The organism is Gracilibacillus sp. JCM 18860 (assembly GCF_055395245.1).
Map to the genome: position 1 here is coordinate 316641 of NZ_AP043868.1, position 26346 is coordinate 342986.

27 protein-coding genes are annotated in these 26346 nt (G+C 36.6%); all 27 read left to right on the top strand.

Translation table 11 applies throughout. The annotated features are described in order from the left end of the window. Positions 1-91 precede the first annotated feature (91 nt). The 27 genes from rimP to ACZ5R4_RS01805 all read left to right on the top strand — a co-directional run bounded on the left by rimP (position 92) and on the right by ACZ5R4_RS01805 (position 26323). Positions 92-562 carry a ribosome maturation factor RimP gene (rimP, locus tag ACZ5R4_RS01675; RefSeq protein ID WP_054859473.1) on the top strand — a complete coding sequence of 157 codons (471 nt, stop codon included), beginning with the start codon at positions 92-94 and terminating at the stop codon, positions 560-562. 20 nt (positions 563-582) lie between these two features. Beyond that, entirely contained in the window at positions 583-1731 is a 1149-nt protein-coding gene (gene nusA, locus ACZ5R4_RS01680) for a transcription termination factor NusA (RefSeq protein ID WP_109984412.1), read from the top strand. Between the two features lie 12 nt (positions 1732-1743). After that, the gene (gene rnpM / locus ACZ5R4_RS01685; protein ID WP_464367994.1) at positions 1744-2013 is read left to right on the top strand and encodes an RNase P modulator RnpM; all 270 of its coding nucleotides are present in this window, start codon (positions 1744-1746) and stop codon (positions 2011-2013) included. A gap of 1 nt (position 2014) precedes the next feature. Then, the gene (locus tag ACZ5R4_RS01690) at positions 2015-2335 is read left to right on the top strand and encodes a YlxQ family RNA-binding protein (protein WP_464367995.1); all 321 of its coding nucleotides are present in this window, start codon (positions 2015-2017) and stop codon (positions 2333-2335) included. A gap of 4 nt (positions 2336-2339) precedes the next feature. Next, on the top strand, positions 2340-4451 hold the full coding sequence (gene infB / locus ACZ5R4_RS01695) for a translation initiation factor IF-2 (protein ID WP_109984409.1): 2112 nt from the start codon (positions 2340-2342) through the stop codon (positions 4449-4451). After that, positions 4451-4729 carry a DUF503 domain-containing protein gene (locus ACZ5R4_RS01700; RefSeq protein WP_054859471.1) on the top strand — a complete coding sequence of 93 codons (279 nt, stop codon included), beginning with the start codon at positions 4451-4453 and terminating at the stop codon, positions 4727-4729. Before infB ends, ACZ5R4_RS01700 begins: the two co-directional genes overlap by 1 nt. A gap of 69 nt (positions 4730-4798) precedes the next feature. Further along, positions 4799-5152, top strand: a complete 354-nt coding sequence (rbfA, locus tag ACZ5R4_RS01705) for a 30S ribosome-binding factor RbfA (protein WP_054788996.1) — start codon at positions 4799-4801, stop codon at positions 5150-5152. 133 nt (positions 5153-5285) lie between these two features. After that, on the top strand, positions 5286-6179 hold the full coding sequence (gene truB / locus ACZ5R4_RS01710; protein WP_054859470.1) for a tRNA pseudouridine(55) synthase TruB: 894 nt from the start codon (positions 5286-5288) through the stop codon (positions 6177-6179). A 133-nt stretch (positions 6180-6312) separates the two neighbouring features. After that, complete coding sequence (gene ribF / locus ACZ5R4_RS01715) at positions 6313-7257, top strand: riboflavin biosynthesis protein RibF (protein ID WP_464367996.1); 945 nt, start codon at positions 6313-6315, stop codon at positions 7255-7257. Between the two features lie 123 nt (positions 7258-7380). Continuing rightward, entirely contained in the window at positions 7381-7650 is a 270-nt protein-coding gene (gene rpsO, locus ACZ5R4_RS01720) for a 30S ribosomal protein S15 (RefSeq protein ID WP_054788862.1), read from the top strand. 341 nt (positions 7651-7991) lie between these two features. After that, entirely contained in the window at positions 7992-10100 is a 2109-nt protein-coding gene (gene pnp / locus ACZ5R4_RS01725) for a polyribonucleotide nucleotidyltransferase (RefSeq protein WP_109984406.1), read from the top strand. A 147-nt stretch (positions 10101-10247) separates the two neighbouring features. Then, positions 10248-11462, top strand: coding sequence for a M16 family metallopeptidase (locus ACZ5R4_RS01730; protein WP_464367997.1), 1215 nt, complete (start codon positions 10248-10250; stop codon positions 11460-11462). Between the two features lie 27 nt (positions 11463-11489). Next, positions 11490-11723: a YlmC/YmxH family sporulation protein gene (locus ACZ5R4_RS01735; RefSeq protein ID WP_109984404.1), complete on the top strand. Its 234-nt coding sequence runs from the start codon at positions 11490-11492 to the stop codon at positions 11721-11723. A gap of 195 nt (positions 11724-11918) precedes the next feature. Further along, the gene (gene dpaA, locus ACZ5R4_RS01740; RefSeq protein ID WP_109984403.1) at positions 11919-12794 is read left to right on the top strand and encodes a dipicolinic acid synthetase subunit A; all 876 of its coding nucleotides are present in this window, start codon (positions 11919-11921) and stop codon (positions 12792-12794) included. Positions 12795-12948: 154 nt separating this feature from the next. Next, positions 12949-13539: a dipicolinate synthase subunit B gene (locus ACZ5R4_RS01745; RefSeq protein ID WP_054859694.1), complete on the top strand. Its 591-nt coding sequence runs from the start codon at positions 12949-12951 to the stop codon at positions 13537-13539. A gap of 94 nt (positions 13540-13633) precedes the next feature. Next, entirely contained in the window at positions 13634-14677 is a 1044-nt protein-coding gene (gene asd, locus ACZ5R4_RS01750; RefSeq protein ID WP_464367998.1) for an aspartate-semialdehyde dehydrogenase, read from the top strand. A gap of 27 nt (positions 14678-14704) precedes the next feature. Continuing rightward, positions 14705-15919, top strand: coding sequence for an aspartate kinase (gene dapG, locus ACZ5R4_RS01755; RefSeq protein WP_342767745.1), 1215 nt, complete (start codon positions 14705-14707; stop codon positions 15917-15919). A gap of 102 nt (positions 15920-16021) precedes the next feature. Further along, a complete protein-coding gene (dapA, locus tag ACZ5R4_RS01760; RefSeq protein WP_464367999.1) occupies positions 16022-16894 on the top strand; it encodes a 4-hydroxy-tetrahydrodipicolinate synthase in 873 nt (290 codons plus the stop codon). A gap of 111 nt (positions 16895-17005) precedes the next feature. Further along, entirely contained in the window at positions 17006-17725 is a 720-nt protein-coding gene (locus ACZ5R4_RS01765; RefSeq protein WP_054788859.1) for a ClpP family protease, read from the top strand. Then, on the top strand, positions 17725-17946 hold the full coding sequence (locus ACZ5R4_RS01770) for a YlzJ-like family protein (protein ID WP_245902311.1): 222 nt from the start codon (positions 17725-17727) through the stop codon (positions 17944-17946). The genes ACZ5R4_RS01765 and ACZ5R4_RS01770 overlap by 1 nt, the downstream gene beginning before the upstream one ends. Before the next feature lie 155 nt (positions 17947-18101). After that, positions 18102-20390 (top strand): FtsK/SpoIIIE family DNA translocase, encoded by a 2289-nt coding sequence (locus ACZ5R4_RS01775; RefSeq protein WP_109984399.1) that lies wholly within the window; start codon positions 18102-18104, stop codon positions 20388-20390. Between the two features lie 89 nt (positions 20391-20479). Then, a complete protein-coding gene (locus tag ACZ5R4_RS01780) occupies positions 20480-21202 on the top strand; it encodes a GntR family transcriptional regulator (RefSeq protein ID WP_109984398.1) in 723 nt (240 codons plus the stop codon). 261 nt (positions 21203-21463) lie between these two features. Further along, positions 21464-22738, top strand: coding sequence for an EF-P 5-aminopentanol modification-associated protein YfmF (gene yfmF, locus ACZ5R4_RS01785; RefSeq protein WP_464368000.1), 1275 nt, complete (start codon positions 21464-21466; stop codon positions 22736-22738). Then, complete coding sequence (gene yfmH / locus ACZ5R4_RS01790) at positions 22728-24011, top strand: EF-P 5-aminopentanol modification-associated protein YfmH (RefSeq protein WP_054859693.1); 1284 nt, start codon at positions 22728-22730, stop codon at positions 24009-24011. Before yfmF ends, yfmH begins: the two co-directional genes overlap by 11 nt. An 11-nt stretch (positions 24012-24022) precedes the next feature. Beyond that, the gene (gene ymfI / locus ACZ5R4_RS01795; RefSeq protein WP_464368001.1) at positions 24023-24742 is read left to right on the top strand and encodes an elongation factor P 5-aminopentanone reductase; all 720 of its coding nucleotides are present in this window, start codon (positions 24023-24025) and stop codon (positions 24740-24742) included. 87 nt (positions 24743-24829) lie between these two features. Beyond that, positions 24830-25087: a DUF3243 domain-containing protein gene (locus ACZ5R4_RS01800; protein ID WP_054859467.1), complete on the top strand. Its 258-nt coding sequence runs from the start codon at positions 24830-24832 to the stop codon at positions 25085-25087. 300 nt (positions 25088-25387) lie between these two features. After that, entirely contained in the window at positions 25388-26323 is a 936-nt protein-coding gene (locus ACZ5R4_RS01805; protein ID WP_464368002.1) for a RodZ domain-containing protein, read from the top strand. Positions 26324-26346: the final 23 nt, after the last annotated feature.

The window sequence follows — 26346 nt, forward strand, 5'->3', positions numbered from 1 at the left end:
TTACGATTCTATTTGTGTAAGCTCGATTAAATTGGGGAATTATAGTAATGTGACGAGAGATGCATAAAGCACAATTAAAGGAGGTCAGCGAATGGCACAAAATGTAACCAAACAAACCGAAACCTTAGTGAAACCGATATTAGATGAACTACAATTAGAGCTTGTCGATGTGGTGTTTGAAAAGGAAGGACAAAATTGGTTTCTAAGAGTTTATATCGATAAAGAAAATGGAGTAGATATTGAAGAATGTGGGCAGGTTTCTGAGAAGCTAAGTGAGAAATTAGATGAAACAGATCCAATTGAACAGGCGTACTTCCTAGAAGTCTCCTCACCAGGTGTAGAGAGACCCTTGAAAAAAGAAGAGGATTTTCAGAAATATACTGGTGAAAATGTATATGTGAAGGTATACGAACCAATAGATGGTGAAAAAGAATTTACTGGTGAGTTAGTGGAGTTTATGGATGGAACAGCGAAAATAGCCTACAAAGTAAAAACAAAAACAAAAGAAGTAGAAATTCCATTTAACAAAATTGCTAAGGCCCATTTAGCTGTAACTTTCTAAATCAAAGGGGGAGAAGAGTTGTGAACAAAGAATTGTTCGAGGCAATAAATTTTTTGGAAAAAGAAAAAGGTATTAATAAAAGTATACTTATTGAAGCATTAGAGGCAGCGCTAATATCAGCATATAAGAAAAATTTTAAGTCCGCTACGAATGTGCGAGTAGATCTAAACGAGGAATACGGTAAGATGAGTGTATATGCACAAAAAGAAATTGTGGAACAAGTCGACGATCCTCAACAACAAATTTCTATTGAAGAGGCATCACAGATCAACCCTTCCTATGAAGTGGGAGATGTGGTGGAGATTGAAGTGACACCAAGAGACTTTGGTCGCATAGCAGCGCAAGCAGCTAAGCAAGTAGTCACCCAACGGGTTCGCGAGGCAGAACGTGGTATTATATTTAATGAATATATTGACCGCGAAGATGATATTATGAACGGTACTGTTCAACGCATGGATGGACGATTCATCTATGTGAATTTAGGAAAAGTAGAAGCAAAACTGCCAGAATCGGAATGTATGCCAACTGAGACCTATCAGGTTCATGACCGTATCAAAGTATATGTGACAAAGGTGGAAAATACGAGTAAAGGGCCTAATATTTTCGTTTCACGTACACATCCAGGACTTTTAAAGAGATTATTTGAAATGGAAGTACCCGAAATATATGATGGTACAGTTGAAGTCAAATCGGTTGCAAGAGAAGCAGGGGATCGATCAAAAATTTCGGTCTATGCTCGCGATGAAGAGGTTGATGCAGTTGGGTCTTGTGTTGGTCAAAAGGGACAACGTGTACAAACCATTGTCGATGAATTAAAAGGAGAAAAGATTGATATCGTGGAATGGTCAGAGGATCCTATTGTCTATGTATCGAATGCACTTAGCCCTTCTAAAGTAGTACGGGTAATTGTGGATGAAGAAAATAAAGCGACAACGGTTGTTGTTCCAGACTATCAATTATCCCTAGCCATCGGAAAAAGAGGTCAAAATGCTAGATTAGCAGCTAAATTAACAGGCTGGAAAATCGATATAAAGAGTGAAACAGAAGCGAGAGATGAAGGATTAATAGTAGCAGGAGATGTTGATAAAAGTAAAGAAAGCATTCATTATGATGACACATCGGAATATGATGAATCCTTGGAAGATTTGGATGAAGATTTGTTTAAATAAGGAGGATTTCATATGCCAAAAAAACGGAAAATACCTTTGCGAAAATGTGTAGTAACACAAGAAATGGTAGCAAAGCAGTCGCTGCTTCGTATTGTGAAAACAAAAGAAGGGGAAGTTTTTGTTGACCCAACTGGCAAGAAAAACGGACGCGGAGCTTATATATCTAAACAATTAGATGTTGTCGATAAAGCAAGACAGACGAAGGTACTTGAAAAGCATCTTGAAATTCCAATTCCAGATGAAATTTATGATGAATTAAAGAAAGTAATAGAAGGAGCATAAAGTGGCTGATCCAAAAGCTTATTTAAATATATTAGGTATTGCAAATAGAGCCGGAAAATGCACATTTGGAGAAGAATTAATTGTGAAGGAAATTCAATCCAAAAAATCAAAAATTGTTTTACTAGCAAATGACATAGGCGACCAAACGAAGAAAAAGCTTACAGATAAGTGTCAATACTATCAAATACCATATTTTTTTATTGATGATCGTAAGACATTATCACATGCAGTAGGTAAGACCGGTCGAGTAGCAGTATCGATCCATGAACAAGGTTTCGCAAAAAAGCTAAAAACGCTACTTGACAACAATAATCGGGGGTGAACGTATGACGAAAATACGAGTATATGAATATGCAAAGGAAATAAATAAAACAAGTAAGGAAGTCATCACAAAATTAAAAGAGCTTAATTTACCAGTTAGTAACCATATGTCAACAATTACAGACGAAATGAAGGAAAAATTAGAGCAAAGCTTTAAGCCTAAGGTAGAAGAAAAAGCTACGAAACAAGAAAAATCAGAAAAATCGAACCATAACCCACAGCAACAATCAAAACAGAACAAACCAAACAAACCTAATGACAATAAGAAAAAACAAAGCAAAAACCATAACAAACACCAGAACAAACATCATAATAAGCCTAATCAACCGAAAAAAGAACAGGCTAAAGTGAAGGAAGAAAAACAGGAACCAAATAAAATTACCTATTCTGGTTCGATTACTGTGGCAGAATTAGCTGAAAAGCTAAGCAAACCAACAAATGAAATAATCAAGAAATTATTATTATTAGGTGTAATGGCAAATAAAAACCAAGACTTGGATGAAGATGCTATTGAATTGATTTGTGGTGAATATGGGGTTGAGGTTGAACAAGAAGTAGAAATAGATCAAACGGATCTCTTAACATATATTGAAGAAGACGATCCTTCGAACTTAATGGAACGTCCACCAGTTGTAACAATCATGGGTCATGTCGATCATGGTAAAACAACTTTACTTGACTCCATCCGCAACACAAAAGTAACAGAAGGGGAAGCGGGTGGAATTACTCAGCATATTGGTGCATATCAAGTGGAAGCAAATGAGAAAAAAATTACGTTCCTAGACACCCCAGGTCATGCTGCGTTTACAAGCATGCGTTCACGTGGTGCAGAAGTAACAGATATTGCCATCCTAGTTGTAGCAGCAGATGACGGGGTAATGCCACAGACCGTTGAGGCTATCAATCATGCTAAAGCAGCAGAGGTTCCAATCATTGTAGCTGTTAACAAAATCGATAAAGAAGGAGCCAACCCAGATCGTGTCATGCAAGAATTAACAGAACATGAATTAATTCCTGAAGACTGGGGTGGAGATACTATTTTTGTACAACTGTCTGCAATAAAAGGTGAAGGTATTGATGACTTGTTAGAAATGATCCTGTTAATTGCAGAAGTTGAGGAATTAAAGGCTAACCCTAATCGTTTAGCTGATGGTACGGTGATTGAAGCACAATTAGATAAAGGTCGTGGATCTGTTGCATCATTACTCGTTCAAAATGGTACACTAAAAGTAGGTGATCCAATTGTTGTTGGAACGACGTTTGGTAGAGTTCGTGCAATGGTAAATGATCTTGGTAAACGAGTAAAATCTGTCGGACCGTCCACACCAATTGAGATTACTGGTCTTAATGACGTTCCATTAGCTGGAGATCGTTTTGTTGTCTTCAAGGATGAGAAAAAAGCACGTCAAATTGGTGAATTAAGACAACAAAAACAAATTGAAGAGAAGCGTGGAGATAAAGCACGTGTAAGCTTAGACGATCTTTTTGAAAAGATTAAACAAGGTGAAATCAAAGATATTAATGTTATATTGAAAGCAGACGTACAAGGATCAGTTGAAGCTCTTGCAGCATCATTGAAAAAAATCGATGTCGAAGGAGTAAAGGTGAATATCATCCATACAGGTGTTGGTGCTATTAAGGAATCAGATATTATATTAGCATCTGCCTCTAATGCTATTGTGATCGGGTTTAATGTACGACCAGATACAAATGCTAAAAAAGCTGCAGAATCTGAAAATGTAGAAATTCGACTCCATCGTGTCATTTATAAGGCCATTGAAGAAGTGGAAGCTGCGATGAAAGGAATGCTTGACCCTGAATATGAAGAAAAGGTTATTGGTCAAGTAGAGGTTCGTGAAATCTTTAAAGTGTCACGTATTGGTACGATTGCTGGTGGATATGTAACAGATGGTAAAATAACAAGAGATTCCGGTGTGCGCTTGATTCGTGACGGAGTGGTCATCTATGAAGGAGAAATTGATACATTGAAACGTTTCAAGGATGACGTAAAGGAAGTTGCGCAGAATTATGAATGTGGGATAACGATCAAGAATTACAATGATATAAAAGAGGGCGATGTCATTGAGGCCTATGTTATGGAGGAAATTGAAGTCTAATGCTCCTTTATGCTGAGATTGAGTTTATTTTATATGATTGCCATTCACTAAAAGAAAAAAGATCTATATTATTACGATTAAAAAATCGTCTCAATAAGAACTTAAACTTAGCAATTGCAGAAATAGACCATCAAAATCAATGGCAAAGAGCAGCCTTTGCTATTGTAACGGTCTCAGATGCCAAAGTAATCAATGAAAAAGTGATCCAGCAAGCACTTGCTTTGATGGATTCCTTTCCTGAAATAGAAAGAACAACAACAGATGTAGAAGAACGATAATAATGCTCTGTCGCATATTTTATGACAGATAGTAAAGATGATGTTTCACTGTAGGAAGAGGTGACAGTCATGAATGAATTACGAGCAAATCGTGTAGCAGAACAAATGAAAAAAGAACTCGGAGATATCGTTTCACGAAAGATAAAGGATCCGCGAGTAGGATTTGTAACAATAACAGATGTGGAAGTAACAGGTGATTTGCAACAAGCTAAGGTATTTATCTCTGTATTTGGAGACGAAAAGAAACGTCAGGAAACCTTGATCGGTTTGGCAAAAGCAAAAGGCTTTATTCGCTCCGAGATAGGGCGAAGAATTCGCCTTCGCAAAACTCCTGAGTTGTCTTTTGATTTTGATGATACCATTGAACGAGGTAATCGAATTGAGGATCTATTGAGAAAAATCAATGATCCAGATGAACAATAATTATCTAAAAAATAGAGAGTGCATAGAAAACGAAACACTCCACTTTTTACTTTTTTACCGTTCTTTCAATTTTAGAAAACCCTTGTCGATCAACAAGGGTTTTCTCTAATTTATAAAAGACGGAGGTGTATGAATGAACGGGATATTACCATTATGGAAACCCAAGGGAATGACTTCCCATGACTGTGTTATAAAAATTAGAAAGCTTTTTAAAACGAAAAAGGTAGGTCATACCGGGACACTAGACCCAGAGGTAGAAGGTGTTTTACCGATTTGTGTCGGAGAGGCCACGAAGATTGTTCCATTTTTAACAGATACCGTTAAAACATACATCGCAACGGCAACGATAGGAACCTCCACAACAACGGAGGACCATACGGGAGAAATAATCGAACGAAAGCCTGTTACTAGTAAGCTTTCCTCAACGATGATAGAAGAGACACTCGACTCTTTTCAAGGGAAAATTCAACAACAAGTACCTTATTACTCAGCTGTTAAAGTAAATGGCAAAAAACTTTATGAATATGCCAGAAACAATGAACGAGTGGAAAGGCCTATTCGTTCTGTCTGTATTGAGGATATAAGATTGATAACTACTTCCTATGATGAAAAAGGACAGTTCCAGTCGATACAATTCGAGGTTACCTGTTCAAAAGGGACCTATATCCGTACCCTTTGCCTAGATTTAGGAAAAAAACTACAATTCCCTGCACATATGTCCAACCTAATTCGATCAAGAAGTGGGCATTTTACTAGTGGAGATACATGGACTTTCGAGGAATTAGAAAATGACACGAATGAAACGGTGCTACTTCCTTTAAAACACGGGTTGGCTCATTTAGATGCTATAGAGGTTGATGAGCAGACAATGAAAAAGGTGAAAAATGGACAAAAGCTATCGTTACCATCCACTACACCAAAAACTAAGTATTTCCGGATCGAACACAAAGGGATGCTTCTTGCTATTTATCATATCCATGAGAATCAAAAAGAGATAAAACCTGCTCGAGTATTTTCGAATAAATAAATTCGGATTGTTGTTTGCAGAAAAGCTACTCTATGTACATAAAAAAGTTTTTCCAAGTTCATATGGTTTTTCAATCTCCTAAACCTGTAATATAATGGTCGAGTGAAATAAAATTAGAAAGCAGGTGATTGATATGGAACTCATATCTTTAACCTATCCACATAAGTTAAAAAAAGAATCGATTCCGAATACCGTTGCTGCGATTGGTTTTTTTGATGGGATTCATATTGGCCATCAAAAGGTAATCGATCAAGCTAAATTACTAGCGAAGGAACAAGACATGAAATCGGCCGTTATTACCTTTGATCCACATCCATCTGTTGTCTTAAAAAAAGAAAAGACAGATGTACAATATTTGACACCATTAACGGTAAAAAAGAGCTTGATGGAACAACTAGATGTTGATTATCTTTATATTATTAGGTTTGATAAAACCTTATCTCAACTATCACCAAAGGAATTTTTAGAGCATTTTATAGTGGGGCTAAATATCGATCATCTTGTTGCTGGATACGACTTCTCTTTTGGTTTTAAAGGGGCAGGGAACATGTCTAATATTCAAACTTTTATAGACAAGCCTCTAGCAATTACAAAGGTGGAGAAAATAAGCTATCATGATCAAAAGGTAAGCTCGACAAGAATTCGTTCCCTTCTAAAAGAAGGAAATCTTGAATTAACAGAAAAATTACTTGGAAGACCATACTCTGTAGTGGGTGAAGTAGTAAGGGGAGAACAAAGAGGGCGAACGATTGGTTTTCCAACTGCTAATTTCAAAATCACTGAACCCTACTTTTTACCCCGCGTTGGTGTGTATGCAGTAGAAGTGATAATGGAGAACAACGTTTTTTACGGTATGGCAAATTTAGGTTACAATCCTACCTTTACGGATCAGATCGTTGATCCAAAACTAGAAGTTAATATATTTGATCTAAATCAGAATTTGTATGGTGAAATTTTGCAGGTGAATTGGAAAAGCTATATTCGTGATGAGGTTAAGTTCTCATCTGTAGAAGAGCTTGTCGAACAAATACGTCAAGATGAAAAAAACGTTCGTCATTTTTTTTCATTAAATGACTGAAAATACTTGCATTTGAGCTTAAAAAGTTGTACTCTTAATTACGGAACCATCCACTTGGCAACTCGAATTCTCCGACGATTGCTAGGGGATTGGGGTTTCATTACATTATAGGAGGTGAATAGGATGGCTATCACTCAAGAACGTAAAAATGAACTAATTAATGAATTTAAAACACATGAGAGCGACACAGGTTCTCCAGAAGTTCAAATTGCTGTCCTTACAGAGGAAATTAATAATTTGAATAATCATTTACGAATTCATAAGAAAGATCACCACTCTCGTCGTGGTCTATTGAAAATGGTAGGGAAACGCCGTAATTTATTAAACTACTTACGTAACAAAGATGTTTCTCGTTACCGTGATTTAATTCAAAAGTTAGGCTTACGTCGATAAGCCGGTTAAGAAGCGGGATTTATCCCGCTTTTTCTGTATGTAAAAATAGAATTGATTAGAGATGCTAATAGAACATCCAAAGCGCCTTTATGGTTTTAGTTATCTATTTTAGGTTACATGCACTGCATTCATTGAGTATATTTGGACGACTTACTAATAAAAAAACGATTTTTGGTCGATTATATTAATAGCACACCTTATCGTCTAAAATATTACTGGATTCGTAGATCAAACTACACGGATGGTGGACGAAGTGTTAAAATGGATATTGATTATAGTTCTTATCTAATTTTGATAGTCTGAAAAAGCTTCATGCTTTTTTGAGAGGAGTACGATACATAATGGTAGATGAAAAAAGAGTATTTACTACAGAGATTGCTGGTCAAAGCTTTCGAGTAGAAATTGGTGAACTCGCTAAACAAGCTAATGGTGCTTGTATGGTTCACTATGGTGATACAGCTGTATTAGCTACAGCTACCGCTTCGAAGGAACCGAAGGATTTACCTTTCTTTCCTTTAACCGTTAATTATGAAGAACGATTATATGCAGTTGGAAAGATTCCTGGTGGATTTATTAAAAGAGAAGGTAGACCTAGTGAAAAAGCTATTTTAGCTTCAAGGCTAATTGACCGTCCCATTCGACCACTTTTTCCAGATGGTTTTCGAAATGAAGTACAAGTAATTAGTACAGTAATGAGTGTGGATCAAAACTTACCATCTGAGATGGCTGCAATGATTGGTTCATCCTTAGCACTTGGAATTTCTGATATTCCATTCGGAGGCCCAATTGCAGGAGTAGTAATTGGTCGAGTCGATGGTGAATTCGTCATCAATCCAACATTAGAAGAAAGAGAAAAAAGTGATATTGATTTAACCGTAGCTGGGACAAAAGATGCGATTAACATGGTAGAAGCTGGTGCTGATGAAGTACCAGAAGAAATTATGTTAGAAGCAATTATGTTTGGGCATGAAGAAATTAAACGACTAGTAGCTTTTCAAGAAGAAATTATTCAAGCAATGGCTGTAGAAAAAATGGAAGTTACTTTATTTGAGCTAGACCAAGCGGTGGTGTCTGAAGTAGAAGAGAAAGCCAAAAAACCTCTACTTGAAGCTATTCAAGTGCAGGAGAAACATGCGCGTGAAGAGGCCATTAATCAAGTGAAGGAAAAAATCACTGCTTCCTATCAAGAAGAAGAGGCAGATGATGAAAAATTAAAGCAAGTATCCAATGTTTTAGATAAAATTGTAAAAGAAGAAGTACGTCGTCTCATTACAAAAGAAAAAGTGAGACCAGATGGTCGTAAGATTGACGAAATTCGTCCATTATCCTCCCGCATTGGTGTATTACCAAGGACGCATGGTTCTGGATTATTTACAAGAGGACAAACACAAGCTCTCAGCATTTGTACACTAGGGGCACTTGGAGATGTTCAAATCTTAGATGGACTGGATGCAGAAGAGTCCAAGCGGTTTATGCATCATTATAATTTCCCTTCATTTAGTGTCGGTGAAACAGGACCGATTCGTGGACCAGGGCGTCGTGAAATCGGACATGGTGCATTAGGAGAAAGGGCACTGGAAGTCGTTGTACCAGATGAAAAAGATTTCCCATATACGATTCGTCTCGTATCTGAGGTCTTAGAATCCAATGGCTCCACTTCTCAGGCAAGTATTTGTGCTAGTACACTAGCAATGATGGATGCAGGAGTACCGATCAAAGCCCCTGTTGCTGGTATTGCAATGGGACTTGTAAAGTCGGGAGATGATTATACGATCTTAACAGATATTCAAGGGATGGAAGACTTTTTGGGCGATATGGACTTTAAAGTAGCTGGTACGGAAAAAGGTGTTACAGCCTTACAAATGGATATCAAAATTGAAGGGTTATCGAAAGAAATTCTAGAGGAAGCCCTAACTCAAGCGAAAAAAGGACGCATGCATATTTTATCCCATATGCTAGATACAATCAGTGAACCGAAGAATGAGCTATCTAACTATGCTCCAAAAATCCTAACGATGGATATTAATCCAGACAAGATTCGAGATGTCATAGGACCAAGTGGAAAACAAATTAATCAAATCATTGAAGAAACAGGCGTTAAAATCGATATTGAGCAGGATGGTCACATTTTCATTTCTTCTGCTGACACGGAAATGAATAAAAAAGCACAGAAAATTATCGAAGATATTGTGAGAGAAGTAGAAGTTGGCCAAATGTACTTAGGAACAGTCAAACGTATTGAAAAGTTCGGAGCATTTGTTGAGCTATTTAAAGGCAAAGAAGGACTTGTTCACATTTCAGAGCTTGCTGAGGAGAGAATTGGAAAAGTGGAAGATGTTGTCGCTATTGGTGATCAGATTATGGTAAAAGTGAAAGAAATTGATCGTCAGGGAAGAATTAATTTATCTCGCAAAGCCGTGTTAATGGAACAAAAAGAAAAGAATCAATAGGAAAGAAGAAGCTGGCAAACCAGTTTCTTTTTTCATTATGAAGGATATATTTTAGCAAATGAGATATCGATGAGAAAAACTACTATGGCTTTAAATATGTCCGAGTAGTTGCCAACCAAGAGGTGAAGTAGTCAGGGGGATTAGGGATTGTTATATCGACATACATGTAATAATGGCTTAAGAATTGTGTTAGAGCCAATGAATACAGTAAGGTCCATCACGATTGGAATATGGATTAAAACGGGATCAAGAAATGAAAGTAAACAAATGAATGGTATATCACACTTTATTGAGCATATGTTATTTAAAGGTACAAAAAAATATCATGCAAAATATATTGCAGAAGCCTTTGATGCAATTGGAGGCGAAATTAATGCATTTACCTCCAAAGAATATACCTGTCTATATGCAAAAGTTCTCGATGAGCATATCGATGTTGCTATGGATATTTTAGCTGATATGGTGATGCATTCCGTGTTTGATGAAAACGAAATTATGCGCGAAAAGAAAGTGATTTTAGAAGAAATCAGTATGACAGAAGACACTCCGGACGATATTATACATGATTACTTAGCGACATCCACTTATCAGCACCATCCATTATCCTATCCAATTCTAGGAACAAAGGACACGATCACACATTTTTCTCAAAATGATTTATTTGCGTTCTACAAGCAGCATTATCAACCAGAGAATATGGTTATTTCCATTGTTGGCAATATAGAGGCATCCTTCATTTACGAAATCGAGAAATTATTCACTTTTAACGAAGTAGAGTCAACTAGCCAGAATGTTACAAAGCCAATCTTTTTTCCAGAAACGGTTTCTAAAAGAAAAGACACGGAGCAGAGCCATTTATGTTTAGGCTTTGAAGGAGTTAATGCCAAAAGTGACCAGATTTATCCTCTGTTAATCTTTAATAATATTTTGGGTGGGAGTATGAGTTCACGGCTTTTTCAGGAAATTAGGGAAGAGCATGGCATGGCCTATACTATCTATTCCTTTCATAGCGCATTTATTGATTCAGGTCTTCTAACAATATATGCAGGGACTTCCCCTAATCAATTAGAAATGGTTCGTGAAATGATCAATAGAATATTAGAAGATATTATGGCAAATGGTATAACGAATAAAGAATTCACCAATAGTAAGCAGCAATTAAAAGGTATGTATTTGATGAGCTTGGAGAGCACCAATAGTAAGATGAGTCGAAATGCAAGAAATGAACTTCTGTTAAAAAATCACGATACGATGGAGGATGTTATACAAGACATCGATCAAGTCGAGATTACGGAAATAGTTGACTTAATTGATCGTCTATCATTATCAAGGCCGAGCAGTGCTGTTATAATACCGAAATAAATAAAATCAACAATATGAGGTGAGTTGATGCGATTTCATGATTTGAGTAATAAGGAATTGATCGATCTGTCAACAGGAACTAGATTGGGAGTGCTAGGTCAAACAGATCTTGAAATTGATGAGAAAACCGGTCAAATATTAAGCTTCACTGTTCCTCAATACCGCATGTTTGGTTTCAAGAAATCAGAAGTGTACTCAAGAATTAATTGGAAACAAATAAAGAAAATCGGAGATGACATGATTATTGTAGAAACAGATTAAGTCAATCCTTGGGAGATAACGATCTTTATAGGAAGATAGCACGCCCAATAAAGTCATTCACTCAATAAGTGAATCTTATTGGGCTTTTGCTTATTCTTAAGGGAACAGGCCTAATAGGCTAGGTGAGAAGCACTTCTAAAAATCAAAATCATAAAATAAGTTAGATGGACGAATTTTGACTGGTGAGGTGAAAGAATGCAAAAGAAAAAGAAAATGGCCATTATTGGTGGTGATGCGAGATACTTACCATTGATACATGCTCTCCATAAATGGGAATGGTTAGATATAGAGATCGTAGGTTTTGAAAAAGTGGAACAAAGTTATACAGGGGTACGCCAAGCTTTGATCGACGAGCTGAACCCTTCTATATATGATGCGATTGTTTTACCAATAACCGGGATTGATGATAAAGGCTTTGTGGAAGCTGTATTTTCTAATCGCAAAATACAATTATCTAAGGAATGGTTTCAGAAATTACCGAAGCATTGTATCGTCTTTACAGGAATTTCAAACCAAACATTAGATTCATGGTGTGAAAATCTTTATTTAACTAAATTGATGGAACGCGATGATATTGCGATTTATAATTCCATACCAACAGCTGAAGGAGCAATTATGCTAGCTATAAAACATACCGATATAACCATACATCATGCAAATGTCTTTGTTTATGGTTTTGGTAGAGTAGGAAAAACGACAGCCAAAACATTTTCAGGCCTTGGAGCTAACGTTACCGTTGTTTCAAGAAGCGAAACAGAACTTTCTCGAGCATATGAACAGGGATATGAAACCTGCTCCATAAAAGACAGTGCAAAAGCAATTGCTTCATGTGAAATATTAATCAATACAATTCCAGCATTAGTAGTTGATGAAGCGATACTAGAAAGAATGTCCAGTAATGCTTTAATTATTGACCTTGCATCGAAGCCGGGTGGAATTGATTTCAATTTCGCCAAAAAAAGAGGCATGCAAGCTATTCACGCACTCGGCCTGCCGGGATTAGTGGCACCTAAAACTGCTGGTGAAATATTAGCCAATACGATTGAAAAACTGTTAGAAGAAACAAGTTGAAACATATCTTTTAAACACAACCAGTGCCTACCTTTAAGTCACCGATGGAACACAAGGAACATATAATGGGCATTAGCACTAATAAAAGCGTGAGCAAGCACTTTTTGTAGCTTCGTCACCATGTAACATTGACTTATAGGAGGTAATCATAATGGTGGATTTGAAAGGTAAAAAAATTGGGTTTGGCTTAACTGGGTCTCATTGTACCTATGCCGCAGTCTTTCCTGAAATCGAAAAATTAATAGCATTAGGTGCCGAGATTGTACCAGTTGTTTCCAATACGTTTAAAGAGACAGATACGAAATTTGGGAAAGCTGATGATCATATGAATAAACTAAGGGAAATAACAGGACGTGAGCCGGTTGCAAGTATAGTAGACGCAGAACCATTAGGGCCAAAAGAGCCGTTAGATTGCATGGTTCTAGCTCCATTAACAGGAAACTCGATGAGTCGTCTTGCCAATGCGATTACGGATTCAGCCGTGTTGATGGCAACGAAAGCAACTATTAGAAATGGAAAACCTGTCGTTTTAGCAGTGTCTACAAATGATGCATTAGGATTAAATGGCGTTAATCTCATGCGATTAATGGCAACAAAACTTATTTATTTTGTACCCTTTGGTCAGGATGATCCTATCAAAAAACCAAACTCCTTAGTTGCAGATATGACTCAAATAGCTGAAACGATTGAAACTGCTTTAGAATTTAAACAAATACAACCAGTTATTATTGCAAGAAATGAATAAATATGATGAAATAATTAAAGTATGCCGCTGATTATGTTAAAATAGGGAAGAATATCAAAAAAACATGCACATATAGGGAAGGGGACATATCGTAATGACTACAAAAGGGTATAATGTTGCAGTAGTAGGTGCTACTGGTGCAGTTGGAGAAAAAATGCTAGAAACACTTAAAAAGAAAAACTTTCCAATAAATGAATTACATCTGCTTTCTTCAAAACGTTCTGCTGGAAAGGAAGTAGAATTTAAAGGAGAAACCTACATGGTTAAAGAGGCTACTCCAGAAAGCTTTGAAGGAATACAAATTGCCTTGTTTTCAGCAGGGGGATCTGTTTCCAAGCAGCTTGCTCATGAAGCAGTAAAAAGAGGCGCAGTAGTGGTGGATAATACTAGTGCCTTCCGAATGGACCCAGATGTTCCACTTGTAGTTCCAGAGGTAAATGAGAATGACATTGAGAAACATAATGGTATCATTGCTAACCCTAATTGCTCTACTATTCAAATGGTTGCTGCTCTGAAACCTATTCAAGATAGATTTGGACTTTCAAGAATTATCGTATCAACCTATCAAGCTGTATCAGGTGCCGGTGCAAAGGCAGTCGATGAATTACAAACACAATCGCAAGCATATTTAAATGGAGAAGAGTTGAATCCTGAAATCCTCCCTGTAGGTGGAGAAAAGCATCATTATCCGATTGCTTTTAATGCCCTACCACAAATTGATGTTTTTCAGGACAATGGTTATACATTTGAAGAAGTAAAAATGATCAATGAAACGAAAAAAATCATGCATGATGATAGTATTAGTGTTGCAGCAACTTGTGTAAGATTACCATTCTTCTCTGCACATGCAGAAAGTGTTTATATTGAAGTAGATGATGCGAACATTAGTGTGAAAGATATCCAGAATGCGATCAAAGAAGCAGATGGTATCGTACTAGAGGATGACCCGGCAAATCAGGTATACCCAACACCTTTATCTGCAGCAGGTAAGGCCGATGTCTTTGTAGGGCGTGTCCGTAAAGACTTAGATCATGACAATGGGTTCCACTTATGGATCGTTTCAGATAATTTACTAAAAGGAGCTGCATGGAATTCTGTCCAAATCGCAGAATCATTAATTAAAAATAATTGGCTCTAAAAATTAGAGGTGTAGCTATTGGAAATTGTGGTTCAAAAGTTCGGAGGTACTTCCGTACGTGATAAAAATGTTCGAAATTTAGCCATTCAGCATGTTAAGCGTGCTGTAGAAGATGAAAAAAAAGTAGTAGTAGTCGTATCAGCAATGGGAAGATATCCAGATCCATATGCAACAGATTCTTTACTACATTTAATTGGAGAACAGTCTACAAGTCTGTCTCCTAAGGAAAAAGATATGCTACTGTCTTGTGGTGAAACCATTTCAGCAGTTGTTTTTTCCAATGAGCTTTTACAGCAAGACATTCATTCAATGGCTATTACTGGTGCTCAAGCTGGAATTGTAACAACTAGTGAATTTACTAATGCACAAATTAAGGAAGTGAATACGAAGAATCTTCAATCATTGTTGTACCAACATCAGGTTGTTGTCGTAGCAGGATTTCAAGGAAGAACAGACCAATTTGAAACTACCACTATCGGCAGAGGGGGAAGTGACACCTCTGCCACAGCACTAGCGGCTGCTTTAAAGGCAGAATATGTCGATATTTTTTCTGATGTTAATGGTATTATGACAGCAGATCCGAGAATGGTAACAACTGCACGCAAGCTGGAAAAAGTAAGTTATACGGAAGTTTGTAATCTAGCCTATCAAGGAGCAAAAGTTATTCATCCGCGAGCAGTAGAAATAGCAATGCAAGCAAATATACCAATTCGTGTTCGATCCACATTAACAACAGAAGAAGGTACGCTCATTACAACAACAGAAATGGGCAATGAGCACAATGAAGTAAGAGACCAGTTTGTTACAGGGATTGCTTATGTGGATCACTTAACACAAATAAAAGTAGAAGCACCAAATGAACCAGAGCAGTTGCATGTAAAAGTATTTAAGGCAATGGCTGATGCTGGTATTTCTGTTGATTTTATTAATATTTCACCAAGTGGAGTTACCTACACGATCCTTGATCAGTACGAGAAAAAAGCGATGCAAGTTTTAGAAGAGCTTGGATTAGATCCTGTACTAAACAAAAATTGTGCTAAAATTTCTTTAGTTGGTGCAGGGATGTCAGGTTTACCTGGAGTCACATCGAAAATCGTCCAAACTTTAACAAAACATCATATCCCCATTTTCCAATCGGCAGATAGTCATCGAACCATTTGGGTATTAGTGAAAAGTGAACAACTGGAAACAGCCATCAATGCCTTGCATGTTGCTTTTCAATTAGATGCTACTAAGAAATAATCTGAAGATGCATTTTGATAGATCTTACCTAATTATGAATAAGGGAGATCCCACTGTTTGTATAAGCAAGAACTAGAAGGAATGGGAAGGGAGTAGGATGAGATGGATTTTGGAAGATTACTTACCGCAATGGTTACACCATTTGATCAAAACAATCAACTAGATCTCAAAAAAACAACGGAAATTATCGAGCATTTACTCGAAAATGGAACAGATGGTTTAATCGTTTGTGGAACTACTGGTGAATCTCCAACCCTTTCACACAAGGAAAAGCTAACATTATTTGAACATGTAGTTAAAGTAGTAAATGGACGAATCCCGATTATTGCTGGAACAGGAAACAATAACACAAAAGCTTCTATTGAGTTAACGAAAGAAGTAGAACAAATCGGTGTAGATGCTTTTTTGTTAGTTTCTCCATACTATAATAAGCCTAGTCAGGAGGGCTTATATCATCATTTTGCAGCTATTGCAAAGGAAACCCCCCTCCCGATTATGCTCTACAATATACCATCAAGATCGGTAGTGAATTTAAATGCAGATACGATAATAGCACTTTCGCAAATTGATAATATTGTTTCTGTAAAAGATTCAAGTGGAGACTTGGACGCGATTGTTGCTGTACTCGAACATGCAAGTGAAGGTTTTACTGTTTATAGTGGTGATGACAGTATGACGTTGCCAATTTTATCTATTGGTGGTGCAGGAGTGGTTTCTGTATCCTCCCACATCATCGGTACACAAATGAAACAAATGATTTCCTTATATGAATCAGGAAAGGTCAAAAAAGCAGCTGATTTACACAGAGAGTTATTGCCAGTAATGAAAGCATTGTTTATGGCGCCTTCTCCATCACCTGTTAAGGCTGCCCTTGCAAAGAATGGGATAGATGTAGGCTCCGTAAGACTGCCTCTAGTTCCACTGTCCGCCTTAGAGGAACAAACTTTGTTTCGATTGTTGGAATCCATTCAATAAAGGGCAGAACGACACTTAGTCGGGAAGCTTCTTATCCTTTTGTTCGATACTCGTATGAAAATAACCCCCTTGTTTATACTAATAAATAGTATAAGGAAAGGGGTTTTTTTGATGCAAAATGAGAAAGAAGAAACAAAAGGAAAAGATAATCAGACATCATCCTTAGTTGACAAAATACAGCAATTAGGTCAAGCCAGTGTACCGAATGCACCTGATTCGAATATTCATGTCCTTTCTATTATTGGACAAGTTGAGGGACATATCCAATTACCCCCTCAAAATAAAACAACGAAATATGAACACCTTATTCCACAGATTATAGCCGTGGAACAAAATCCAAAGATTGAAGGATTGGTCGTAGTTCTTAATACAGTTGGGGGAGATGTAGAGGCTGGACTTGCTTTATCTGAAATGATTGCATCCTTGTCAAAGCCAACTGTCTCCGTAGTATTAGGTGGCGGACATTCGATTGGGGTTCCGATTGCTGTTGCCACGGATTATTCTTTTATTGCGCCATCTGCCACGATGACGATACATCCTATCCGTTTAACAGGCCTTGTCATTGGTGTACCCCAAACCTTTGAATACATTGACAAAATGCAAGAAAGAGTCATTCAATTTGTTACCACTCATTCCAATATTGAGGAAGAGAAATTTAAAGAGTTAATGTTTGATAAGGGGAACTTAACTCGTGATATTGGAACAAATGTTGTCGGAAAAGATGCCGTGAAATATGGATTAATTAATGAAGTTGGTGGGATAAGTGGCGCGATGAGTAAATTAAATGAGTTAATCGACCAAAACAAAGGACCGAAGGAGTTGGTGCAATAATGCATTATACGCCACTTAGTTATGAGGATATGTATCCGGTAGAAGTAAGCGAACATCAAAAATATCAATGTATTACTTATAAAAATAAACAATGTTTAATGGAAAAATTAGATAATGGTGATATGAGACTTGTACAGTTGTTGTCAACTGATCCAAATGATTTCTTACTAGCTGAATTCAGTCCTGGTTCTATTATCAAAGGCAATTCTATAATTTCTTGAGAGAATGTTCGTTCTGTAAACAAGTTTATGCTATAATGAGTATAACAAAGCCCTTGCCTCAAATAATATGGCAAGGGTTGCTTCTAGTTAAAGGAAGAACTATACTGTCTAGCATTTACATTCTATTAAGCTAGTACTATTTAGGAGTGGAGAGAATGGCTCGTAAGAAAAAAAGACGTAAGAAGAAACAATCCTTAAAAGTAAATATAAAAATCGAATTGTATGGATTATTATTTATCTTTTTAGCCATTTTCGGAAGTGGTGCAGCCATGATCCGTGAAGGTGCCGTGTCTGCATTATTAGAAAACATCTTCCGCTTTTTCTTTGGGTATTGGTATTTTGTTGTATCGATTTTATTTTTCTTTATCGGTATTTATTTGATGGCAAAACGAAAAATGCCAATTCTTACAACAAGAAAGTGGCTAAGTACCTATATCGTCCTTGCTGGCATCCTACTTATTAGCCATATACAGACATTTGAAGCGATATATCCGAATAATCAATATCCATCGATTTTGCGTCAAAGCTTTAGCTTTATTGTCGAATACATAAGAGACGAAAGGTCCGCTGAATATTTAGGTGGTGGAATGGTAGGTGCCTTTCTATTATCCATTACCTACTTTCTATTTTCGAATATTGGCGCAAAGATCTCTGCTATTTTTATGATGGTTATTGGGATCATGTTATTTGCTAATTTCTCCATGGGGGATTTAATCAGGAAAGTATTAGATAGTATGAAACAATTTAGCCAAAAGAAATGGAATGGAATAAAGGAAACGATCCAAAAGAAAAAAGATGGAAAGCGACAAAAAAATCAAGAAAAGGAAGAAGAGGAAGCTCAAGAGGTGATCGAGGATTTCCCATCCATTGCCTATTCCTCTAATGAATTAACAGCGGAAGAGGAAATCGTAGAAGCAACTCAAGAAACACCTATACAAGCAATTCAACAAGAAACAGATGAAGAGGAAATAGATATATCAACAGATGCATTGCCAATGGCTAATTATGAAAACGAGGATTACCAATTACCACCAATCAACATTCTAGAATCCCCTAAACATGGTGGGAAGCAACAAGAAAAATCACATATTCAAAGAGTTGTCCGAAAGCTGGAAAAAACATTCCAAAGCTTCGGGGTTAAGGCTAGAGTTACAAAGGTGCATGTCGGCCCATCTGTAACGAAATATGAGGTATATCCAGAGGCAGGAGTAAAGGTTAGTAAAATTGTCGGACTACATGATGATCTAGCGTTAGCTTTAGCTGCAAAGGATATTAGGATTGAAGCGCCTATCCCTGGAAAATCAGCTGTTGGTATCGAAGTTCCTAATGAGGAAACGGCAATGGTTACTTTAAGAGAAGTATTAGAATCGAAGAAATCTCTTTCTCAAAATAAGCTTGCATTTGCGTTAGGCAAGGATATATCAGGGGAACCAGTTGTTGCTGAATTGAATAAAATGCCACACCTCTTAGTAGCTGGAGCTACCGGTAGTGGTAAAAGTGTTTGTATCAATGGCATGATCACAAGTATTCTCATGTATGCTAAGCCACATGAAGTGAAAATGATGATGATCGACCCTAAAAAAGTAGAACTAAATGTTTATAATGGAATCCCACATTTACTATCACCTGTTGTAACAGACCCAAAAAAAGCATCTAGAGCTTTGAAGAAGATAGTCGCAGAAATGGAGAGGAGATATGATTTATTTTCTGAGACAGGAACGAGAAATCTGGAAGGCTATAATGACTATATTATAAGACACAATCGAGATACAGATGATGATCAACCCCTATTGCCATATATTGTTGTGATTGTAGATGAGCTAGCAGATTTAATGATGGTTGCCTCCAATGATGTAGAGGATGCGATTACTCGACTTGCGCAAATGGCGAGGGCTGCTGGTATTCATTTAGTCATTGCAACCCAGAGACCATCTGTTGATGTAATTACGGGTGTGATTAAGGCAAATATTCCATCAAGAATAGCGTTTAGTGTATCATCACAAACGGATTCACGCACGATATTAGATTCTGGTGGAGCGGAAAAGCTATTAGGTCGTGGTGATATGCTATTTATTCCTGTAGGACTGTCGAAACCAGTACGTATTCAAGGTGCTTTTCTATCAGATGATGAAGTAGAAAGAGTAGTGGATCATTGTATTGAGCAGCAAAAGGCACAATACCAGGAAGAAATGATCCCAGAAGAAGAAAATGAAGTAGTAGATGAAGTAGATGACGATTTATATCCAGAAGCTGTTGCACTAGTAATTGAGATGCAAAGTGCTAGTGTATCCATGCTACAAAGAAGGTTCCGAGTCGGGTATACAAGAGCCGCACGATTAATCGATGCTATGGAACAAAGAGGGGTTGTCGGACCGTATGAAGGATCAAAGCCGAGAACTGTACTGCAAAGTGCTAGTGAAAATTCAACAACAGTACAAGATTAAACGAAAATATCTTTATTAATATATTTAAAAATGGTATATTGGATAGTAATAATAATTCTAAATTGGATATAGAATGGTTGGGGGAAACTATGCTATCTAATACTAATAATGGATCATTTAGTACTGTACTACAAAGGATTAAATCACTTATAGAAGAAGGATACTATAAAGAAAAAGAAAAACTTCCTTCAGAATACGAACTAGCACAACAGTTTGGTGTAACGCGAACAGATGTACAAGAAGCGATCACTATATTGGAACAAGAGAATATCCTTATTCGAAGGCCAGGTGTAGGTGTTTTTGTTCATAGTAAACCAATTCTTTCCTCAGGTATTGAACAATTGGGTAGTGTGACGGAAATGATCATGCAATCTGGGAAAAAACCCGGAGTACAATATATTTCTGCAGAGCTCACTAAACCAACTGATGAGGATCGAAAACGATTTGACCCCTTAGATATTGACACGTTTGCTAAGCTAGAGCGGCTTCGAACAGCGGATGGAGAACCGGTTGTATACTGTATTGATAAACTGGATCACAAATTATTACCATTAGAATTAATTCATTCACAAGAATCCATTTTTACCTCACTAAAGACATATGCAAAGAAAGATATTGATTCTGCGGTCGCCTATATTGAACCAATAGGATACCATGAGAAGATTTCACCATTATTAAATTGTGAGCCAGACCAAGCAATCCTATTATTACGACAAATGCATTATACGAAGGAAAATGAACCAGTGCTTTTTTCCGCAAATTTCTTCCGTGCAGATGTGTTTAGCTTTTACGTGTTAAGGAAAAGAATGTAATAACTTTAATGAATAGAGATCTGGTGTAGGAAGTCACCAGATCTTTTCCTTCCTTTTAAGAGCATAATATTTTGTATACATAGATAAAATAAAGGGAGACTTCCACAGCAGGACTCCATTGTTGTAAAAAAACCTAATTGTATATGGATGCTACTATTCTTTCGAGTCTTATGAACTGGTAGCATTGTGATAATTAAAGCTTACAATCTCCTTAGATACTATTTCAAAAGGAGGAAATCTAAAATAAAGGAGTAAGAAGAGATGGAAAAAAGGATAAAGAAACAAGGGTATGATTTACATTTATTACCGACAAAAAAATTTAAAACCATCAATCTGTCATTTAAATTTGTCACGAATCTAACCAGAGATAAAGTGACGAAGCGTGCATTATTACCTTATTTACTTCAACAAGGTACGAAAAATTACCCGACAGCGATTCAATTGCGACAGAAGCTAGATGAGTTATATGGTGCCGTTTTACATATTGATAGCAGTAAAAAAGGGGAACATAATATTTTAACTGTTCGGCTTGAATTAGCTAATCAACGCTATATTAAAAATCAAGAGAATCTACTTGAGGAAGCACTCACTCTTCTCGAAGAAATTGTTTATCAGCCAAAGGTAGTTGATGAAGCTTTTGATCCGAAATTAGTGGAACGTGAAAAGCAAACATTAAAAAATAAAATGATCGCACTAACGGAAGATAAAATGAGTTTTGCGAATACAAGATTAATCGAGGAAATGTGCGAACAGGAACCCTATCAACTACGTGTTCATGGTTATGAAGAAGATTTAGATGGGATAACACCAAGGATTTTGTACGATTATTATCAACAAATGCTTCAGGAAGACCGTTTAGATGTCTTTGTTGTAGGTGATATGGATGGTCTTGATGTGGAACCAATTCTTGAGAAATTTCTTAAAAGAAAACAGCAAGTAGAAATGAAGAAGACATCCATTAATGTGGTGAATAAAGAAGAAGCTACTTTAATTGAATATGATCAAATTCAACAAGCTAAATTACATTTAGGCTACCGTACCAATATAACCTATGATGACAACGATTATGCTACACTTCATGTGTTTAATGGATTGTTTGGGGGCTTTCCCAATTCAAAGTTATTTCTGAATGTAAGAGAAAAGCATAGTTTGGCTTATTATGCTGCTTCAAGAATCGAAAGCCACAAAGGCTTATTATTTGTCTTTAGCGGAATTGCCCCAGATCAATACGAAAAAGCTCGTGAGATCATTCTCGAACAAATGGAACAGATGCGAAAGGGGGATTTTTCAGATGATCAGATAGCTGAGACGAAGGAAATGACTATTAACCAACTGAGAGAAACCCTAGATAATCCTCAAGGAATGATTGAGCTAACATATCAAAGGGTGTTGGCTCAATCAAACAAAACCATTACTGAACTTATTGAGCAAGTTCAGAGCGTAACCCGTGATCAAATTGTCAAAGTCGCTAATCAGGTTCAATTAGACAAGATCTATTTGCTAAAAAGTGAGGGGGCAAAGCCAGATGAAAAATAAATATTATGATCAAATAGATGAGACGATTTATACAGAAGTTTTAGAGAACGGCTTAAAGGTATGTATCCTACCAAAAACAGAAATGGCTAAAACGTTCGCTATATTTACTACCAATTATGGCTCCATTGATCAATCATTTGTACCGATTGATCAAAAGGATTTAATTACGGTACCAGATGGTATTGCTCATTTTTTGGAACACAAGCTTTTTGAGAAAGAAGATCGTGATGTTTTTCAGGATTTTTCCAAGCTAGGTGCATCTGCTAATGCGTTTACTTCCTTTACAAAGACTGCCTATTTATTCTCAGCAACCTCCCGTGTCAAGGAAAACCTTGGCATACTTGTTGATTTTGTTCAGGATCCATACTTTTCAGAGCAATCTGTTGAAAAAGAAAAAGGGATTATTGCACAAGAAATAAAGATGTATGATGACCAACCAGATTGGCGAGCGTTCTTCGGTACCATTAAAAGCATGTATAAAGAACACCCGGTCCAAATAGATATAGCGGGAACGGTAGACTCGATTGAAAAGATTACAAAAGAGGATCTTTATACTTGCTACCATACGTTTTACCATCCGAATAATATGATATTGTTCATCGCTGGAAATGTTGAGCCAGAAGAAATAATGCAGCAGATTAAAGACAATCAAACGCAAAAATCCTTTAAAGAACCTGAGCCAATCACTCGTAAGTTTCCTGATGAGCAAGAGGAAGTGGCAGAACAGGAATTAAGAATTACAATGCCTGTTCAGGTTCCAAAAGCATTAGTCGGTTTGAAAGAAAAAGAAATCCCAACAGATCCAAAAATCTTTATGGAAAAAGAATGGTTAATGGATATTATCATGGATTATTTATTTTCTAAAAGTGGTATAGTCTATGAAAAGTTGTATGAAGAAGGATTAATTGATCAGTCATTTAGTTATGAATCCCATTTGGAACGGAATTTTGGATTCTCCATTATTGGTGGGAATTCTCATAAACCAGAGCGCTTAGCACAAGTTGTGAAAGAGGAATTACTAAATATAAAAAATCAAAAAATGGATGATATCACCTTCGAAAGAATAAAAAGAAAAAAACATGGGCAATTGCTACGAGCTTTAAACTCACTAGAATTTGTTGCCAATCAATATACACACTATCAGATGCTCGGAATTGACTTTTTTGATAGTATAGAATGGTTAGAGGCTTTAACTTATCAAGATTTAGATAAATTCATACAAAAATGGATCGATGAAAAACGGATTTCGATCTGTTTTGTGGGAGCTAAGTAATAGGAGAGATGATGATTGAAAAAAAATGTGTGGTAATCGGTGCTAGCGGAGATATCGGCAGTGCAATTACTCTTCAGTTAGCAAGTGATGGTTTTCAATTCGTTCTACATTATAACCGTAATCAACAAAAGATGGATGAGCTAATCGAAAAGTTAGAGGATTCTCAGCTGCTCGATGTTATTCAAGCCGATTTATCTCAAAGTGACGGCTTGGCATATTTCTTATCTCGATTACCTGATGACATTGATCATCTTGTGATAGCTAGCGGTAGGGCACATATCGGTTTATTACAAGAAGTTCATGATGATGAGTTGGATGAGATGATCCATTTACATGTTAAGGCTCCTTTAGCTATTTCAAAACATTTACTGCCATTTATGCTTCATAAGAAGTATGGCCAAATTGTGCTAATTACTTCAATATGGGGAGAAGTTGGAGCGAGCTGTGAAGTGGTCTATTCTACCGTGAAAGGTAGTCAAAACTCCTTTATCCAAGCACTTGCGAAAGAAGTTGGCCCAAGTGGGATTCGTGTAAATGGTGTAAGTCCTGGTTTTATTGACACGAAAATGAATCAGGAGATTAAGCTGAGCGATCAACAGGCAATATTTGAAGAGATCCCATTACAGAGACCTGGTCAACCAGAAGAGGTTGCAAAGGTAGTCGAATTTATCCTTAGTAATAAGGCAAGCTATATCACTGGTGAAATTATTCGCATAAATGGTGGCTGGTAGACATGTATCGGAAAAATCTTTTTTGTATGCATATTTTTTTCAAAATATCGAAATATATAGGTGTATGCTAAAAAAGGAGGAATGGACATGTCTGTGATGGATAATTTTGATTCATGGAAAGATTTCTTAGGTGATCGATTACATGATGCTCAAAGCAAAGGTATAAGTAATCAAGCCATCAACGATATTGCGTATGATATAGGTAATTACTTATCAACAGAAGTTCAAGCCAAAAACGACCAAGAACGAATTTTGCGTGATTTATGGAATGCTGCTGATGAAAAAGAACAACACGCAATTGCTAATATCATGGTAAAACTCGTTCAAAACGAAGGGTCACATTAAAAAAAAATCAAGACTTTAAGCCTTATAAAACGAGAATGTTTTATAAGGCTTTTTCATTATTTGGTTTTAGAAAAACCTAAGTTCATTGTTCGATACATTTAAACAAAAAAGAACAATCATCCACAAAATGTATCTTTTGAAATATTCTATATGATTTCTCTTTTCAACTGACAAAAATTAAGATATGATATGATTAAGTTATTTTTTTCTTGAATAGGAAACTCATTAGATAGAAAATTATTCGTGCAAATTTGCTATATATACATAAAATCGATGTGATTTTAACTAGATAAATGATTGATGGATGGTGTTAAAATGGGAATTGGAGAACGACTAAAACAAGAGCGGGAAATGAAAAATTTGTCATTAAATGACATTCAAAAGCAAACGAAAATTCAAACACGTTACTTAAGTGCAATCGAGCAGGAACGATTTAATGTGATGCCTGGTTCTTTTTATGTGCGGGCATTTATCAAGGAGTATGCTACGACTTTAGGCTTAGATGCAGAACAATTAATGGAAGAATATCATCATGATTTACCATTTGATCAAGAGGAGAAGGTCGTTTTATCACGGGTGAATAGTAGTAAAAAGAACAGTTCGTCAACTAAAGCACCAGTTATTTTCTCTTTTTTGCCAACCGTAATTGTTGTAGTTCTATTGATCGGTATTGCTTTTGTTGTATGGTTATTTAGCCAAGGATATTTTGATGGAGATGATAAAGGGGCGAATATGGAACAAACGGAATCTGATAATGGAGCAGGCAATCAAGTTCAATTACCACCAAAGAATCCTACAGAAGGGGAAGAGAAGGTGGAAGATACGGAAAAGAATGAGGAAGAAGTAGACGAGGAAGAGCAGTCTACAGATCAAGAGCCTTCAACGGACATTACTTTAGATAGTTTTGCAAATAATGAATCCAATTACACGCTAGTTACAACAGAAGAAGAGCTGGAATTAGTAATCTCAACAGAAGGACAAAACTGGTTAGAAGTGGAAAACCAGGATGGAGAAAGCTTTTATTATTCCACATTAACCACCGAAAATAGCCCAGAAAGTATTGATATTACTGATTTCTCACAAGTGTATTTAAGGTTTGGTGAACCTAACTCTATCCAAATCGAAATTAATGGAGAGCCTGTGGAGTTATCCGAAGAATTAGGTAATACTACACAAGTTCAAAAAATGTGGATTGATATTCAAAAGGAATCAGTTTCATCAAATAATGAAAATTAATACAAACAGGTATGATTTATACC